Origin of the sequence: Streptomyces sp. Sge12, assembly GCF_002080455.1 — a bacterium.
In the GTDB taxonomy this organism is placed as follows: Bacteria; Actinomycetota; Actinomycetes; order Streptomycetales; family Streptomycetaceae; genus Streptomyces.
The window spans coordinates 2,568,595-2,583,056 of sequence record NZ_CP020555.1 but is presented as its reverse complement, the minus strand read 5'-3'; the positions used below and the strand labels follow the sequence as shown (position 1 = coordinate 2,583,056).

Genomic DNA, 14,462 nt, shown 5'->3' with positions numbered 1-14,462 from the left:
ACCCGTTCGGCGGATACCGTACTGATGAGGATGGCTGGGTCGCATTCGGGCAACCACTGCCGACCGCTGCCCCTGGAAGCCTCGCGCGTCCTACTGTTGAGGGGTGCGCCTGTCGTGCACGGCTGCAGGATGTGATTTCGGCCGTGGTGGCATGACATCGGGGCCATCGCGTGACATCGGCATCGCCGGCTGTGAGAGGTACGGGCATGAAACCCACCGAAAGCGCCGACCCGTCACCTGAATTCGGCGGGGAACTCCCGTCCATGCGGGCGGGCAGGGCGGGCAGACTCGGTGTCCTGGGTCCCAGGACACCGGAGACCCGGCCGATCGACACCGGTGCGGGCGGGCAGGAGCGGCGCGGCGTGCTGCCCTTCCTCGTCGTGGGCCTCGCCGTCGTGGTGCTCACCGTCGGCATCGTCTCCGCGCTGAGCGGTCATCACGCGCTCTTCCCCGGCGGCCCGGTCGGCTGGGCCCTCGCCCTCCTCACCGGCATCATCGTCGGCCACCTCGTCGCCCTCGGCCGCGACCGCTGGTGGGGCGGCACCGGCTCCGGCGCGGCCCTCACCCTCGGCGTACTGATCCTCTACGGATGGGTCCCCGCCGGACTCGTCTCGCTCGCCGTGGTCTCCCTGGTCGGGGCCGCGCGCCGGCACCGCTGGCGGCAGGGGCTGCTGCACGGCTCCGTGGACATCCTCGGCATCGGTGCGGGAGCCCTCGTACTGGCCGCCTTCGGCGAGGTGCCCTCCGTCGAGAACCCCTGGCTGCCCACCTTCTGGGGGCTGGAGGCGGCACCCGAGATCGTTCTCGTCGCCGTCGCCTACCTGCTCGCCACCCGCGTCCTGCTCTGGATCGCGCTGGCCCCGCGCGGCGGCGGCCTGCCCACCGTCGCCCGCACCGCCCTGATCCGGCAGGCCTTAGTAGCGGTCGCGCTGCTCGGCATCGCCCCCCTGATCTGCGTCGTCGCCGTCGCCCAGCCGGTCCTGCTGCCGCTGTTCGCCGTACCGCTGATCGCACTGGACTCCACCCTGTGGATCGCCCGGGCACGCGCCGAGGAGCAGCTGCGGGACCCGCTGACGGGGCTGCCCAACCGGCAGTGGCTGCTGGAGCGGGCCTGGTCCGCCCTGGACGAGGCCGAACGCTCGGGCACCCGGGCCGCACTCGTGCTGATCGACCTGGACCGCTTCCGGGCGGTCAACGACACCCTGGGGCACCTCGCGGGGGACCGCCTGCTGCTCCAGATCGCCGAACGGCTGCGCCAGGCCCTGCCCGAGGACGCGGAGGCGGCCCGGCTCGGCGGCGACGAGTTCGCCGTCCTGCTCCCCTTCGCCGACTCCACCACCAGCGCCCAGCGCATCGCCCGCCACCTGGTCGCGGAGCTCAGCTCCCCCCTCGACCTGGACGGCCTCACGCTCGTCCTGGAGGCCAGCGCCGGCCTCGCCGTCTTCCCCGACCACGCGCTCGACGCGGAGGGGCTGCTGAGGCGCGCGGACGTGGCGATGTACCAGGCGAAGCGCGACCGCACGGGCGTGGAGGTGTACGAGTCCAAGCGGGACAGCAACACGCCCGACCGCCTGGGCCTCCTCGGCGACCTCCGCAGGGCCCTGGACGCCGGCGAAGTGGAACTCCACTACCAGCCGAAGGTCCGCTTCGACGGCCAGGTGGCCGGGCTCGAAGCCCTGGTGCGCTGGGTCCACCCGGAACGCGGTCGGGTCTCCCCGGACGAGTTCATCGCGATCGCCGAGACCTCCGGGCTGATGCCCCACCTGACGGAGTACGTACTGGAGACCGCGCTCGCCCAGGTGGCGCGGTGGCGGGCCCAGGGCCTCAAGGTCCCGGTGGCCGTCAACGTCTCGCCGCGCGACGTCCACACCCCCGGCTTCGCGGGCGCGGTCGCCGCCCGACTGGCCCGCCACGGGGTGCCGGCGAGCGGGCTGCAGCTGGAGATAACGGAGCACGTCCTGCTGGAGGACCCCCAGCGGGCCGCGGACACCATGGCCGGGCTCACCGGCCACGGCGTGAAGATGTCCCTGGACGACTTCGGCACCGGTTATTCCTCGCTCGTCCACCTGCGCCGCCTGCCGGTCAGCGAGCTGAAGATCGACCGGTCGTTCGTCGGGCGGCTGGCGGTCGACGCCCAGGACGCGGAGATCGTCCGCTGCACGGTGGACCTGGCGCACTCCCTGGGCCTGCTGGTCGTGGCGGAGGGCGTGGAGGACGACGAGACCTGGGAGCGGCTGCGGGACCTGGGCTGCGACGCGGTCCAGGGCTGGCTGGTCGCCGCCGCCATGCCGCCGCAGGAGGCCACCGCCTGGCTGCTGGCCCGCGGCGAGCGCGGCTGGCGCCGCCCGGCGGACATCACGGCGGAACTCGCCGCCGCCGAGGCCGACGCGGTCTGACCGCCGTCGGCCCGGCCGGGCGGGCGCGCCGCTGCCGGGGGCTCCGCCCCCGGCAGCGGCGCGCCTCATACGCCGGCGGGGCTGGATTCGGTTCGGTCGGTACCGGCCGTCGGGTGGCTGGATCGCCGCGCAGCGGCAATCTCAGCCCCGCCGGCGTTCGAGGCGCGGGGCTCGGGGCGGAGCCCCGGATCTTTCAGCCCCGTCGGCGATTGAGGCGCGGGGTCGGGCAGCGCCTGCGGGCCTCGCGCAGCGGCCCGTCCTGGCATCCGCGCAAACCGTTTCGCAGGCCGAGCGCCCCGCCCCATAGGATTGGCTCCGAAACGAAACATCCACCCACCCCCAGAGGATCGCTGCATGCCTGGCATTACGCGCGAGGAGGTCGTCCACCTCGCTCGGCTGGCGCGCCTTGAGCTGTCCAGCAACGAGCTGGATCACTTCGCCGGACAGCTCGGCGACATCATCGGCGCGGTCGCCCGTGTCTCCGAGGTCGCCGACCAAGACGTCCCGCCGACCTCCCACCCGCTGCCGCTGACGAACGTCATGCGCGCGGACGAGGTCCGTCCGTCGCTCACCCCCGAGCAGGCGCTCTCCGGTGCTCCCGCCCAGGAGCAGCAGCGTTTCAAGGTGCCGCAGATCCTGGGGGAGGACTAACAACCATGGTCGACATCATCAAGCTCACGGCCGCCGAGACCGCCGAGAAGATCGCCTCCGGCGAGCTCACGGCCGTCGAGGTGACCGAGGCCCACCTGGCCCGCATCGACGCCACCGACGAGAAGGTCAACGCCTTCCTGCACGTGGACCGCGAGGGCGCGCTCGCCCAGGCCCGCGCCGTCGACGCCAAGCGCGCGGCCGGCGAGAAGCTCGGCCCGCTGGCCGGCGTGCCCCTGGCCCTCAAGGACATCTTCACCACCGTCGGCGTCCCGACGACCGTCGGTTCGAAGATCCTCGAAGGCTGGATCCCGCCCTACGACGCCACCCTGACGCGCAAGCTGAAGGAAGCCGACGTCGTCATCCTCGGCAAGACCAACATGGACGAGTTCGCCATGGGGTCCTCCACCGAGAACAGCGCCTACGGCCCCACCGGCAACCCGTGGGACCTCACCCGGATCCCCGGCGGCTCCGGCGGCGGCTCCGCCGCGGCCCTCGCCGCCTACCAGGCCCCGCTGGCCATCGGCACGGACACCGGCGGCTCCATCCGCCAGCCCGCCGCCGTCACCGGCACCGTCGGCGTGAAGCCCACGTACGGCGGTGTCTCCCGCTACGGCATGGTCGCCTTCTCCTCCTCCCTCGACCAGGGCGGGCCCTGCGCCCGCACGGTCCTGGACGCGGCCCTCCTGCACGAGGTGATCGCCGGGCACGACCCGCTCGACTCCACCTCCATCGACGCCCCGGTCCCGCCGGTCGTCGAGGCCGCCCGCAACGGCTCGGTCGCCGGCATGCGCGTCGGTGTGGTCAAGCAGTTCGCCGGCGAGGGCTACCAGGCCGGTGTCGTCCAGCGCTTCAACGAGTCGGTGGAGCTCCTCAAGGAGCTCGGCGCCGAGATCGTCGAGCTGGACTGCCCCTCCTTCGACCTCGCGATGGCCGCGTACTACCTGATCGCGCCGTCCGAGTGCTCCTCCAACCTGGCCCGTTTCGACGCCATGCGCTACGGCCTGCGCGTCGGCGACGACGGCACCAAGTCCGCCGAGGACGTCACCGCCCTGACCCGCGAAGCCGGCTTCGGCGACGAGGTCAAGCGCCGCATCATCCTCGGCACGTACGCGCTCAGCTCCGGCTACTACGACGCGTACTACGGCTCCGCCCAGAAGGTCCGCACGCTCATCACCAAGGACTTCGAGAAGTCCTTCGAGCAGGTCGACGTGATCGTCTCCCCGACCACCCCGACCACTGCCTTCCCGATCGGTGAGCGCACCGACGACCCGCTCGCGATGTACCTCGCGGACCTGTGCACCATCCCGACCAACCTGGCCGGCAACTCCGCCATGTCGCTCCCCTGCGGCCTGGCCCCGGAGGACGGTCTCCCGGTCGGGCTGCAGATCATCGCCCCGGCGATGAAGGACGACCGGCTCTACAAGGTCGGCGCAGCCGTCGAGGCCGCCTTCGTCGCCCGCTGGGGTCACCCGCTGCTTGAGGAGGCACCGTCGCTGTGAGCACCAGTGCACTGTCCAAGGCCAAGGGCTTCAAGAAGTCCAAGACCGGCACCTACCTGTCGATCGGCACCACTGCCTTCGGCGCGGTCAGCGTGATCAAGCAGGTCAGGAAGGCCCGCAGCGAGAACGACATGCTGAAGCTGGTCGACGCCGCCGTGTCCGCCGCCGCCATCGTCACCGGCCTCGCGATCCTGTACCGCGAGCTGAAGCGCCTGGGCGACGACGACGTCCTGCTGGGCTGAGAGGGAAAGTTTCACCGTGACCACCTTCACCGAACTGCTGTCGTACGAAGACGCCCTCGCGTCGTACGACCCCGTCATGGGCCTCGAGGTCCATGTCGAGCTCGGCACCAAGACCAAGATGTTCTGCGGCTGCTCCACCGAGCTGGGCGCCGAGCCCAACTCGCAGACCTGCCCGACCTGCCTCGGTCTGCCCGGCTCCCTGCCGGTCGTCAACGCGATCGGCGTCGAGTCGGCCATCAAGATCGGTCTCGCGCTGAACTGCGAGATCGCCGAGTGGTGCCGCTTCGCCCGGAAGAACTACTTCTATCCGGACATGCCGAAGAACTTCCAGACCTCCCAGTACGACGAGCCCATCGCCTTCAACGGCTTCCTGGACGTCCAGCTGGAGGACGGCGAGATCTTCCGCGTGGAGATCGAGCGCGCCCACATGGAGGAGGACACCGGCAAGTCGCTGCACGTCGGCGGCGCCACCGGCCGTATCCACGGCGCGTCCCACTCCCTGCTGGACTACAACCGCGCCGGCATCCCGCTCATCGAGATCGTCACCAAGCCCATCGAGGGCGCGGGCGAGCGGGCCCCCGAGGTCGCCAAGGCGTACGTCGCCGAGCTGCGCGAGGTCATCAAGGCGCTCGGCGTCTCCGAGGCCCGCATGGACAAGGGCCAGATGCGCTGCGACGTGAACCTGTCGCTGCGCCCGACCCCCGAGTCCGAGTTCGGCACCCGCTCGGAGACCAAGAACGTCAACTCCCTGCGCTCCGTCGAGCGCGCGGCCCGCTTCGAGATCCAGCGCCACGCGGCGGTGCTCTCGTCGGGCGGCACGATCGTGCAGGAGACCCGGCACTTCCACGAGGAGGACGGCTCCACCACGGCCGGCCGCATCAAGGACAACGCCGAGGACTACCGGTACTTCCCGGAGCCCGACCTGGTCCCCGTCGCCCCGGCCCGCGACTGGGTCGAGGAGCTGCGCGGTGGTCTGCCCGAGATGCCGCGCGTACGCCGCAACCGGCTCCGCGAGGAGTGGGGCGTCACCGAGCACGACATGCAGTCGATCCTCAACGCGGGCGCGGTGGACTCCATCGTCGCCACCATCGAGGCGGGTGCCGACTCGGCCGCCGCACGCAAGTGGTGGATGGGCGAGCTGGCCCGCAACGCCAACGAGCAGGGCGTCGTCGTCGACGAGCTGCCGATCACCCCGGTGCAGGTGGCCCGGGTCGCGGCACTGGTAGCGGACGGTTCGCTCAACGACAAGCTGGCCCGCAAGGTCCTCGAAGGCGTTCTCGCCGGCGAGGGCACCCCGGACGAGGTCGTCGAGAAGCGCGGCCTGAAGGTCGTCTCGGACGAGGGCGCGCTCGGCGCGGCCGTGGACGAGGCCATCGCGGGCAACGCGGCCATCGCGGACAAGATCCGCGGCGGCAAGATCGCCGCCGTCGGCGCGCTGGTCGGAGCGGTCATGAAGACCACCCGCGGCCAGGCCGACGCCGCGCGCGTCAAGGAGCTCATCCTGGAGCGCCTGGGCGTCTCCGAGTAACCCTCGGCACGCAGCACACGACGACGGCCCCGCCCCGGTCCCCCCGGCGCGGGGCCGTCGCCGTTCGGGACGCCCGGCGGGCCGGGTTCCGTCAGCGCTTGAGGACCGGGGCGGCGATGACGGCGCTGCCGGTGTCCTTGCAGCCCTCCTCCACCTTCAGCCGCAGGCGCAGGGCCCCCTTGATGTCCAGGGACTTGGTGACCGGCTTGCCCAGGTGGACGGCCTCGGAGAAGATCGCGGGCTTGTCGTCCACGGAGATGGTCACGCGGGCCTGCTCCATGGTCGAGCCGTCGTCGATGCCCGCGGTGAACTCCAGGGTGGACCAGGCGCGGTTGACGTCGTACTCGACCGTCGCACCGTAGTAGCAGCTGCCGATGAGGGCGGCCCCGTACTCCTTCGTGTTCAGCTTGGCCGAGCCCACGTCGAAGTGCCGGACCTGTCCGACGGACGACAGCACGGTGAGATCGGCCACGTCGCTGTCCTTGACCGAGCCCGGGCCGCCGGGGCTCGACGAGGCGTCAGGACCGGCGGAGCTCTCGGGAGTCGAACCGGAGGGCGTGGGGTCGGTGGACGTGCTCGCCGAGGCCGAGGCGGCGGCGGAGGGTGACGTCTGCGGCGCGCTCGCCCCGCCCGGCTTCCCGCTCGCCGCGGTGTTCTCCTTGTCCTTGTCGCCCAGGAGCCGTACGCCGACCACCGCGAGGCCGGCCAGCACCAGGACCGCGGCCACCGAGCCGATGATCAGGCCGGTCCGCCGCTTCTTCTTCGGGGGTGGGGGCGCCGGGGCGGGGGACGGGTTCAGGTTGTACGTGGGCCCGTACCCGGCGGGCACCGCGGAGGGGTCCGGCTGCGGGGCGGGGACGGGGGCGCTGGCCGGCGTGGGCGCGGGCGCCGGGGCGGTCGCCGGTTCCGTCCGCACGGGCTCGACCGGCCGGTCCGCCTCGACCGGCGCGGTCGGCTGCACGGTCGGGGTGTACGCCGGCGGTGGGGTCGACGGCTGCGGCGGGACCACGGCCGGTGCGGCCGCCGGCGGGGGTGGGGCGGCCGGCCTCGGCGGGGCCTGCTGCGCGGCCGGCTGCGAGGTCGCGGTGGTTGTGGACACCACCGCGTGGCGGACGTCCTTCATCCAGCCGGCCAGGCTCACCGGCCGCTTCCCCGGATCGGCCGCGTAGATCGCGGTGATCCGTGCCCGCTGCTCGGCGTCCAGCACGGCGATCTGCGGCAGCGCGGTCAGCGCCTGGGCCAGCTGCTCCGGCGTGGCGGGCGGGGACTGCCCGCTCAGCAGGAAGTACGCGATCGCCCCGAAGGCGTACCGGTCCGTGCCCGGGGTCCGCTTGCCGTCGAAGACCTCCGGCGCCGCGTAGCCCGGGGTGAACCAGACCTCGGCCGTCTGGTGGTCGGCGGTCAGCTTGCTCAGGCCGAAGTCCACCAGGGTGGCCTGCCCGTACGCGTCGACCATCACATTGCCGGGGGAGAGGTCGCCGTGGACGACCTGGCGCCCGGACGGGGTGGCCTTCCCCGAGTGCAGCCAGTCCAGTACGTCCGCCAGCTGCTCCAGCGTGCGCATCACCTCACGCCGCTCCGCTGCGGTGGCCAGGGTCCGCTCGGCCCGCCAGTCCCGCAGGTCGAGGCCGTCCACGTGGTTCATGACGAGGACGAGCGCGCGCCCGGTCAGGGTCGAGGACTCCCCGGGCCGGTGGATCGGCGGCCCCTCGAAGTGCTCGCGCACGCCCACGACACCGGGCCGGTGCACGAACCGCAGCAGCTCCGCCTGCTCGTTCCACTTCTGGCTGATCCGGTCGAAGATGTCCGGCGTGATGGTCGTCTTGGAGTCGAGCACCTTGACGACCACGGGCTCGGATCCACCGGCGAGTTCGATCTCCGCGAGATAGAGCACGGCCTCCCCGCCGCGCCCGATCGAGCGCAGCAGGCGGTACCGGTCGGCCGCCGAGTCCGGACCGATGTGCAGGTTCTGACTGGTCAATGTCCCTCACCTCAAGGTGCTTTGAGAGGGCATCAGCTTCCCGGGGGGAGACGTGCGTGGTCAATCGGAATGGGGAATCCCCGTGGGGGTTCGCTCTTTCCGTCCGCGAGCGCCGGGGAGCATCCGCGCCCGGACACGCCGCCGGGCGCCCGGCTCACGGAACCGCCCCGGGGGCGGTTCCGTTCGCCGGACGCCCGGTCGAAGGGGCGGCTCGGGTCAGCCGGTTGCCGACGCGTCCTCCGGAGCGCTGAAGAACGCCAGCCGGGCCGGCTTCGCCGGGAGGTAGACCTCCGGCAGGTCGATCTCCGGAAGGACGACCTCCGGTCCGAGCACGAAGCCGGTGCGCTCCATGCGGGCGATCGCCTTGGTGTTGCGGGCGTCCGGTTCGACGATCACGCGCCGCGCGGCCTGGTCGGAGAACACGAAGCCCATGAAGACGGCCATCAGGGCCCCGGTGAAGCCGCGCTCGGCCGTCCCCTTGGCCGGACCGACCAGCAGGTGCACGCCGACGTCCCCGGGCCGGACCTCGTAGCACTCGCTGACGCGGTCCTCGGCGCAGTCGTACGTCTGGAACAGCGCGACCTGCTCACCGTCGCGGCTGACCATGAAGGCGTGGTGGGTGGTGCGGCGGTCGATGTCCTCGTAGATCTCCTGGACCAGTTCGCGGCTGGCTTCGCCCATGCCCCAGAAGCGGGCCCGCTCCTGCGTGACCCAGCTGTGGATCAGCGCGGAGTCGGCGGCCGGGTCGACGGGCGTGAGGGTGACGGTCCCGAAGCCCTCCACGACCCGGGTGTGCACGGACTGTCCGGCGGAGGCGGCGGAGGTCATATCGATTCCTTGGCGAGACGGGACCAGTCGGTGACGACGGGGACGAGTTCGCACCGGGCCCACAGGGGCAGCTGGTCGCGGTGGTGGGGGGAGCCGGTGACACCGTCCGCGCCCAGCGGGACCGCCCAGAGGCTGTCCTCGCGGCGGGCGAGGTCCCATACGTAACGGGCGGCCGACGCGCGGGCGGTGAGGTCGGTGAAACCGGGGACGGTGGAGGTGGCGTTCACGCAGTCGTGGTCGCCGCCGAGACCGGGCCACTGCGTGGCCTCCGGGTCGGGCACGGCCTGCCAGGGGGTCAGGCGGTGCACCTCGGACCAGGGGGTGTCGGGGGTGCCGGCCGCGGCCGTCTCCTCCAGCGCGGCCCGGACGTGCGCCGCACGGTCGAGGCCGGGCACGAGGGAGGTGGTGAGCAGCCCTTCGAGGGCGTAGCCGACCTTCGGGACCAGGTACAGCCACGGGTGGAAGACGTCCGGGCCGGTGGGCGCGCCCCACAGCCCCTCGAAGACCGGGTCGGCGGCGAAGCGGCGTACGGTCGCGCTGCGGAACGCCGAGAAGACGGTGGCGTCGGTGCTGTCGGCCGCCATGTGCCGGTCCCAGGCCAGCAGCCGGGTACGCAGCGCCTGCGCCGCCGGGGTCAGGTCCTCGAAGCCGGGCAGCAGCGCGAGCAGGGGTGCGGCCGAGGCCAGGTGCGTGTCCCGGTGTACGTCGGCCATCGCCTTCGGGGACCAGTCCGCGGAGCCGCTGAGCAGCTCGCGGATGCGGTTGGCGCGGTGCGGGGGAGCGAACTCCACGCCGAGGGGGGAGGCGATCCCGCGCGCGTTGGCCATGACGGCGAAGCCCTGCACCGGCTCGGCGGGGGTCGGGGCCCAGCCCTGCCAGGCGTGCTGCGGGTCCCAGGCGGGCACGGGGCGCAGCCGGTTGGTGCGGTGGCGCAGCGGTACGGCGCCCGCGACGCGGTGCAGCAGCCCGCCCTCGGTGTCGGCGGCGTGGACGACGTTGACCGGCTCGGCCCAGTCGTCGAAGGCGCGGTCGATGTCGGCGACGGTGCGGGCGCGCAGGAGCGCGGGGAGGGCGGCGAAGCCGAGGTCCCGGCGGACCCGGGGCGGGTAGCGCAGGGAGAGGGTCTGGGCGCTGCCGTCGGCGTGCGCCTCGGCGTCGGCGTCGGCCCCGAGGTCGCCGTCCGCGTGGATGATCACGGGACCGCGGGGGGTCTCCAGGATCTCCACCTCGACGTCCTCGCCGCCGGAGACGGTGATGGTCTCGGTGTGGCGGGTGACGGGCTCCCAGGCGCCGTCCGCGCCGAGGGCCTCGACGGCGCCGTCGGCACTGCGGCGCAACTGCTCGACGTACAGGTCCTGGTAGTCGGACATCGCGTTGGTGATCGCCCAGGCGGCGGTGCCGGTGTGGCCGAAGTGGCCGAGGCCGGGAACACCGGGGACGGCGAGGCCGAGGACGTCGTAGTCCGGGCAGGCGAGACGTATCTGCTGGTAGACGCCCGGGTCCTCGATGAACCGGTGCGGGTCGCCCGCGATGATCGCCGAGCCGGAGGTGGTGCGGTCGCCCGGCACCAGCCAGCCGTTGCTGCCGGCGGTGCCGGGGCCGTCGGTGGCGAAGAGGGTGACCGCCTCGTCGCCGAGGGCGCGGGCGACGCGCTCGCGCCACAGCTTGGTGGCGAAGCCGGCGAACAGGATGTGCGTGGCGATCCAGATGGCGAGCGGCACCCACGGCTCCCAGGGGGAGGGGGTCAGGCCGGTGCGCGCGAAGCGCTCGTCGCGGGCGGCGCCGGCGGCGAGCCCGTCGTTGACGCCGTCCACGTACGCACCGACCCAGGCGGCGGTGGCCGGGTCGTCGGCCTCCATGGCCTCGTAGCAGCGGCGGGCGGTGTCGGCCAGCCGGGACTGGCGGGCGAAGCGGTCCCAGGTGACGGAGTCCGCACCGAGGAAGGAGGCACTGGAACCCTCGGCCCGGTGCCGTTCGACCTCCAGTTGCCAGGCGCGGTCGTAGGCGGTCACGCGGCCCTGGGCGTGGACGAGGCCGAGTTCGTCGGCGGCGCGGAGGTGGGGGATGCCCCACTGGTCGCGGTGGACACCGTAGGATTCCGGGGTCTCCACGCGGGGCTCACCCCGGTCCGTTCCGTCCGACCGGGCGTCGCCGCTCTCGCTGCTGGCACTGCTCACGCTGCTCACACTCTTCCCCGACGTGCGTTTAGGTTAGGCTGACCTAACTATAGGGGTGTCAGGGGAGGGGTGGGACATGGCTGTCAGCAAGGGCTGGGAGGGCGTGGTCCTCAAGCTCATGCGGGGCAAGGACTTCACGTTCACGGTCACGGGAGCGGAAGACCTTACGGAGGACTACCGCCGGGTGAGCTTCACGGACGGCGGGCTGCTGGCGGCCGCCGGCGAGTCGCTGCATCCGACGATGTGGGTGCGCGTCTGGTTCCAGGGTGCGGGCAAGCCGCACCAGCGGGCCTACACGCTCGTGGACCCGGACCCGCAAGCGGGCACCTTCAGCTTCGAGTTCGCCCTGCACGACGGCGTCGCCAGTGCCTGGGCGCGCGACGCCAAGCCCGGCGACACGGTCGACGCGACCGTCCAGGGCACCGGCTTCACCGCCCCGGAGCCCGCTCCGCAGCGGCTGCTCGTCATCGGGGACGCCGCGTCCCTGCCGGCGATCAACTCGCTGCTGGACACGTACCCGCAGACGCCGGCGACGATCTGGTTCGAGACGCAGCACGACTCGGACGCGCAGCTGCCGATGCGCGTGGAGCAGGGCCGGCACGACATCCGCCGGGTGCGGCGCGACGGCACGGCGCTGGCCGACCGGGTGCGGTCCGAACTCCCCGAACTGGTCGGGGACCCGGAGTCGGCGTACGTGTGGCTGGCGTGCGACACGGTGACGACGCGCGCCCTGACGGCGTACCTGCGCAAGGAACTCGCGCTGCCCAAGCACCGGGTGAACGCGCTGGGCTACTGGCGGCCGGGGGCCTGAGGGCGCGCCGATCCGACCGGTCGGCGGTCGCGGCCATTACCTCCGGGGTAATCGCCGTGGCCGACGGCCCTCGGCTACGTTCGCGGTCATCACCCACCCCGCCCGCAACGAGGGAGCCCCGTGATGCCCGCTTACGGATTCGCCCATCTCCGCAGCCGCCGCAATCACTCCGACGTCATCGAGTACCTGGAGCGCATCCAGGCGACCCTCGACCCCTTCGCGGGCCGCTTCGTCATCCACGGTCCGCCCGCCGAAGTCGTGGAGGGCGCGTGGCCCGGCAGCATGGTGCTGATCGAGTTCCCCGGCCTGGCCGAGGCCCGCGCCTGGTACGACTCTCCGGCCTACCGGGCCATCCTCCACCTGCGGACCGACCACATCGAGGGCGACCTCCTGCTGATCGAGGGCGTCGGGCCGGACTACCACCCGGCCGAACGGGCCCGCACGCTGCAGGCGGAAGCCGGCCGGGCGAGGCGTACTCCATGATCCGCCACGACCCCCTGATGTAATAATCATCAAACGAGTTCGTCTATTACCGACTCGGGGGGAAAGATGGCTTTCGCGCACACGGCCGAGGCCGCACGGGCATGGGTCCACGGTTGGACCCTTTCGCGCGGCGCAGCCGAACCGGTGCCCCGCGCCTGGGGTTTCACCATCGACGTCGGCCTGGCCGGACACGTCATGCGCCACGTCCTGCACTCCGCGGACGAGGTGACCGTCCGCCGGGTCACCGGGCACGCCAGCGCGCCCGGCGTCTGGCTGAAGGCACTCGTCCCGCCGGAGATCCTGGAAGCCTGGCTCGCCCCCGGCTGGCACCTCGCCGGCGGAGCCGGCTACCTGATGTCCGCCTCGCTGCCCGTCGCCCCCACCCGAGCCCGGCCCGGAGCACCCGACGGCTACCGTCTGGACACCTGGACCCGGGCCGGCGTCACCCGCGCCCTGGTGCGCACCGCCGACGGCGCTTTCGCCGCGCGCGGACAGGTCGCCGTCACCGGCCTCGGCGCCGTCGTCGACCAGGTGGAGACCGACCCGGCCCACCAGCGCCGCGGCCTGGGCCGCCTGGTGATGGCCAGGCTCACCGCAGCCGCGGCCGAGCAGGGCGCCACCGCAGGCGTGCTGGGCGCGACGCCGGACGGCCGGGCCCTGTACGAGACGATGGGTTGGCGCACACTGGCCCCGCTGACGGGCGCGGTACGGGGGCCGGACTCGTCCGACACCTGATCCCTGATCGCCGGCTTGATCGCCGGTCCTGATCGGCGATCAGGACCGGCCCGGCGGGATCCCGGCGGTCGCTCGGCGTGAGCGCGGCGGCCCGAGCCGGCTACTGGGCGGACACCTTGCAGGCGCTCACCGCGGTCCCGTTGGTCACACCGCCCTTGGTCAGTCCGCTCACGCACTGCTCGTGCTGACCGGAGTACCCGGCGGAACACGCCGCCCGGACGGACTCCGGGGCCTCGCCGCCCTGTAGTTCCCGCTCGACCTGGTTGATGCAGGCCGAGACGTCCGCGTGGGCGGCGGGGGCCGCGAAGGCCGCGCCACCGAGTACGAGGGTCAGGCCGCTGAGGACACCTGCGATACGGGTCGACGTGCGCATGGGACGCACCTGCTCTCCGGGATCGTCGCGCGGCCCGGGACCTTCAGGTGCCGGATCCGCGCACAACAGCGCCGAGCGCACACGGTCCGACCGCGGCCGCAGGGGCCGGGTCCCCGGGCCCGGACCGGCTCGGCAGGGAATCCCCTCCTTCGTCCGACGCTAGAGCAGCCCTCTGCCGCACGCACCCGCTGGAGCCGTTCTCCCAGCTCGGAGCCCTTCAGGCGCCGGTGGTGCCGTCGATCCCCTCGCGGAGGAAGTCGGCGTGCCCGTTGTGGCGGGCGTACTCGTGGATGAGGTGGAGCATCACCAGGCGCAGCGAGGCCTCCTCCTTCCAGCTCGGCACGTACGCGGTCACGTCCAGGGACTCGGCGGCGGCCTCGATGCGGCGGGCGTGTGCGACCTCGCCCTCCCAGGCCGCGAAGGCCTCGGCGCGGGTGCAGTCGGAGGCGTCGTAGGCCGCCTGGAAGTCGTGGGTGTCCGACCACAGGTGCGGGAGGTCCTGTCCGTCGACGACGCGGCGGAACCAGTGCCTCTCGACCTCGGCCATGTGCCGGACCAGCCCCAGCAGGGACAGGGTGGAGGGCGGCATCGAGGAGCGGCGCAGTTCCTCGTCGCCCAGGCCCTCGCACTTCAGGGCGAGAGTGGCCCGGTGGTAGTCGAGGAAGGTCCGGAGGGTCTCGCGTTCGTCGCCGGTCAGGGGCGGGCTGATGCGTTCCATGGTCACGATCCTGCCGGTTGCTGCGAGGCGGGGGAACCCG

At 72.7% G+C, this 14,462-nt stretch carries 13 protein-coding genes; 8 read left to right on the top strand and 5 right to left on the bottom strand.

Going from position 1 to position 14,462, the window contains the following annotated elements; translation table 11 throughout:
- Positions 1-206: 206 nt before the first annotated feature.
- The 5 genes from B6R96_RS11115 to gatB all read left to right on the top strand — a co-directional run bounded on the left by B6R96_RS11115 (position 207) and on the right by gatB (position 6,316).
- The gene (locus B6R96_RS11115) at positions 207-2,396 is read left to right on the top strand and encodes a putative bifunctional diguanylate cyclase/phosphodiesterase (RefSeq protein WP_234438009.1); all 2,190 of its coding nucleotides are present in this window, start codon (positions 207-209) and stop codon (positions 2,394-2,396) included.
- Between the two features lie 354 nt (positions 2,397-2,750).
- On the top strand, positions 2,751-3,047 hold the full coding sequence (gatC, locus tag B6R96_RS11110; protein ID WP_030010586.1) for an Asp-tRNA(Asn)/Glu-tRNA(Gln) amidotransferase subunit GatC: 297 nt from the start codon (positions 2,751-2,753) through the stop codon (positions 3,045-3,047).
- A 5-nt stretch (positions 3,048-3,052) separates the two neighbouring features.
- A complete protein-coding gene (gene gatA, locus B6R96_RS11105) occupies positions 3,053-4,546 on the top strand; it encodes an Asp-tRNA(Asn)/Glu-tRNA(Gln) amidotransferase subunit GatA (protein WP_081522378.1) in 1,494 nt (497 codons plus the stop codon).
- Positions 4,543-4,788, top strand: coding sequence for a hypothetical protein (locus B6R96_RS11100; protein WP_030386824.1), 246 nt, complete (start codon positions 4,543-4,545; stop codon positions 4,786-4,788). The genes gatA and B6R96_RS11100 overlap by 4 nt, the downstream gene beginning before the upstream one ends.
- A gap of 16 nt (positions 4,789-4,804) precedes the next feature.
- A complete protein-coding gene (gatB, locus tag B6R96_RS11095) occupies positions 4,805-6,316 on the top strand; it encodes an Asp-tRNA(Asn)/Glu-tRNA(Gln) amidotransferase subunit GatB (RefSeq protein WP_079406196.1) in 1,512 nt (503 codons plus the stop codon).
- 91 nt (positions 6,317-6,407) lie between these two features.
- Here gatB and B6R96_RS11090 read toward each other — a convergent pair whose 3' ends face one another.
- From B6R96_RS11090 to B6R96_RS11080, 3 genes are all read right to left on the bottom strand, one after another.
- Complete coding sequence (locus B6R96_RS11090) at positions 6,408-8,297, bottom strand: protein kinase domain-containing protein (protein ID WP_081522377.1); 1,890 nt, start codon at positions 8,295-8,297, stop codon at positions 6,408-6,410.
- A gap of 216 nt (positions 8,298-8,513) precedes the next feature.
- Complete coding sequence (locus tag B6R96_RS11085; protein ID WP_081522376.1) at positions 8,514-9,125, bottom strand: GNAT family N-acetyltransferase; 612 nt, start codon at positions 9,123-9,125, stop codon at positions 8,514-8,516.
- Entirely contained in the window at positions 9,122-11,236 is a 2,115-nt protein-coding gene (locus B6R96_RS11080; RefSeq protein WP_237291652.1) for a penicillin acylase family protein, read from the bottom strand. Before B6R96_RS11080 ends, B6R96_RS11085 begins: the two co-directional genes overlap by 4 nt.
- A 142-nt stretch (positions 11,237-11,378) precedes the next feature.
- Between B6R96_RS11080 and B6R96_RS11075 the strand changes: the two genes are divergently transcribed.
- From B6R96_RS11075 to B6R96_RS11065, 3 genes are all read left to right on the top strand, one after another.
- Positions 11,379-12,113, top strand: coding sequence for a siderophore-interacting protein (locus B6R96_RS11075; protein ID WP_030386818.1), 735 nt, complete (start codon positions 11,379-11,381; stop codon positions 12,111-12,113).
- A 123-nt stretch (positions 12,114-12,236) separates the two neighbouring features.
- Complete coding sequence (locus B6R96_RS11070; RefSeq protein ID WP_081522374.1) at positions 12,237-12,596, top strand: DUF1330 domain-containing protein; 360 nt, start codon at positions 12,237-12,239, stop codon at positions 12,594-12,596.
- Between the two features lie 66 nt (positions 12,597-12,662).
- Positions 12,663-13,331 (top strand): GNAT family N-acetyltransferase, encoded by a 669-nt coding sequence (locus B6R96_RS11065; protein ID WP_081522373.1) that lies wholly within the window; start codon positions 12,663-12,665, stop codon positions 13,329-13,331.
- A gap of 100 nt (positions 13,332-13,431) precedes the next feature.
- Here the strand turns inward: B6R96_RS11065 and B6R96_RS11060 are convergent, their stop codons facing one another.
- Positions 13,432-13,704: a hypothetical protein gene (locus B6R96_RS11060; RefSeq protein WP_030386815.1), complete on the bottom strand. Its 273-nt coding sequence runs from the start codon at positions 13,702-13,704 to the stop codon at positions 13,432-13,434.
- A 217-nt stretch (positions 13,705-13,921) separates the two neighbouring features.
- Positions 13,922-14,422 (bottom strand): DinB family protein, encoded by a 501-nt coding sequence (locus B6R96_RS11055; RefSeq protein ID WP_199829432.1) that lies wholly within the window; start codon positions 14,420-14,422, stop codon positions 13,922-13,924.
- Positions 14,423-14,462: the final 40 nt, after the last annotated feature.

What these genes read in the sequence shown, in the direction of transcription:
- gatA (WP_081522378.1), top strand. Translation starts at nt 3,053, where the DNA reads ATGGTCGACATCATCAAGCTCACGGCCGCCGAGACCGCCGAGAAGATC.
- B6R96_RS11075 (WP_030386818.1), top strand. Translation starts at nt 11,379, where the DNA reads ATGGCTGTCAGCAAGGGCTGGGAGGGCGTGGTCCTCAAGCTCATGCGG.
- B6R96_RS11060 (WP_030386815.1), bottom strand. Translation starts at nt 13,704, where the DNA reads ATGCGCACGTCGACCCGTATCGCAGGTGTCCTCAGCGGCCTGACCCTC.
- B6R96_RS11055 (WP_199829432.1), bottom strand. Translation starts at nt 14,422, where the DNA reads ATGGAACGCATCAGCCCGCCCCTGACCGGCGACGAACGCGAGACCCTC.
- B6R96_RS11070 (WP_081522374.1), top strand. Translation starts at nt 12,237, where the DNA reads ATGCCCGCTTACGGATTCGCCCATCTCCGCAGCCGCCGCAATCACTCC.
- B6R96_RS11065 (WP_081522373.1), top strand. Translation starts at nt 12,663, where the DNA reads ATGGCTTTCGCGCACACGGCCGAGGCCGCACGGGCATGGGTCCACGGT.
- B6R96_RS11085 (WP_081522376.1), bottom strand. Translation starts at nt 9,125, where the DNA reads ATGACCTCCGCCGCCTCCGCCGGACAGTCCGTGCACACCCGGGTCGTG.
- B6R96_RS11115 (WP_234438009.1), top strand. Translation starts at nt 207, where the DNA reads ATGAAACCCACCGAAAGCGCCGACCCGTCACCTGAATTCGGCGGGGAA.
- gatC (WP_030010586.1), top strand. Translation starts at nt 2,751, where the DNA reads ATGCCTGGCATTACGCGCGAGGAGGTCGTCCACCTCGCTCGGCTGGCG.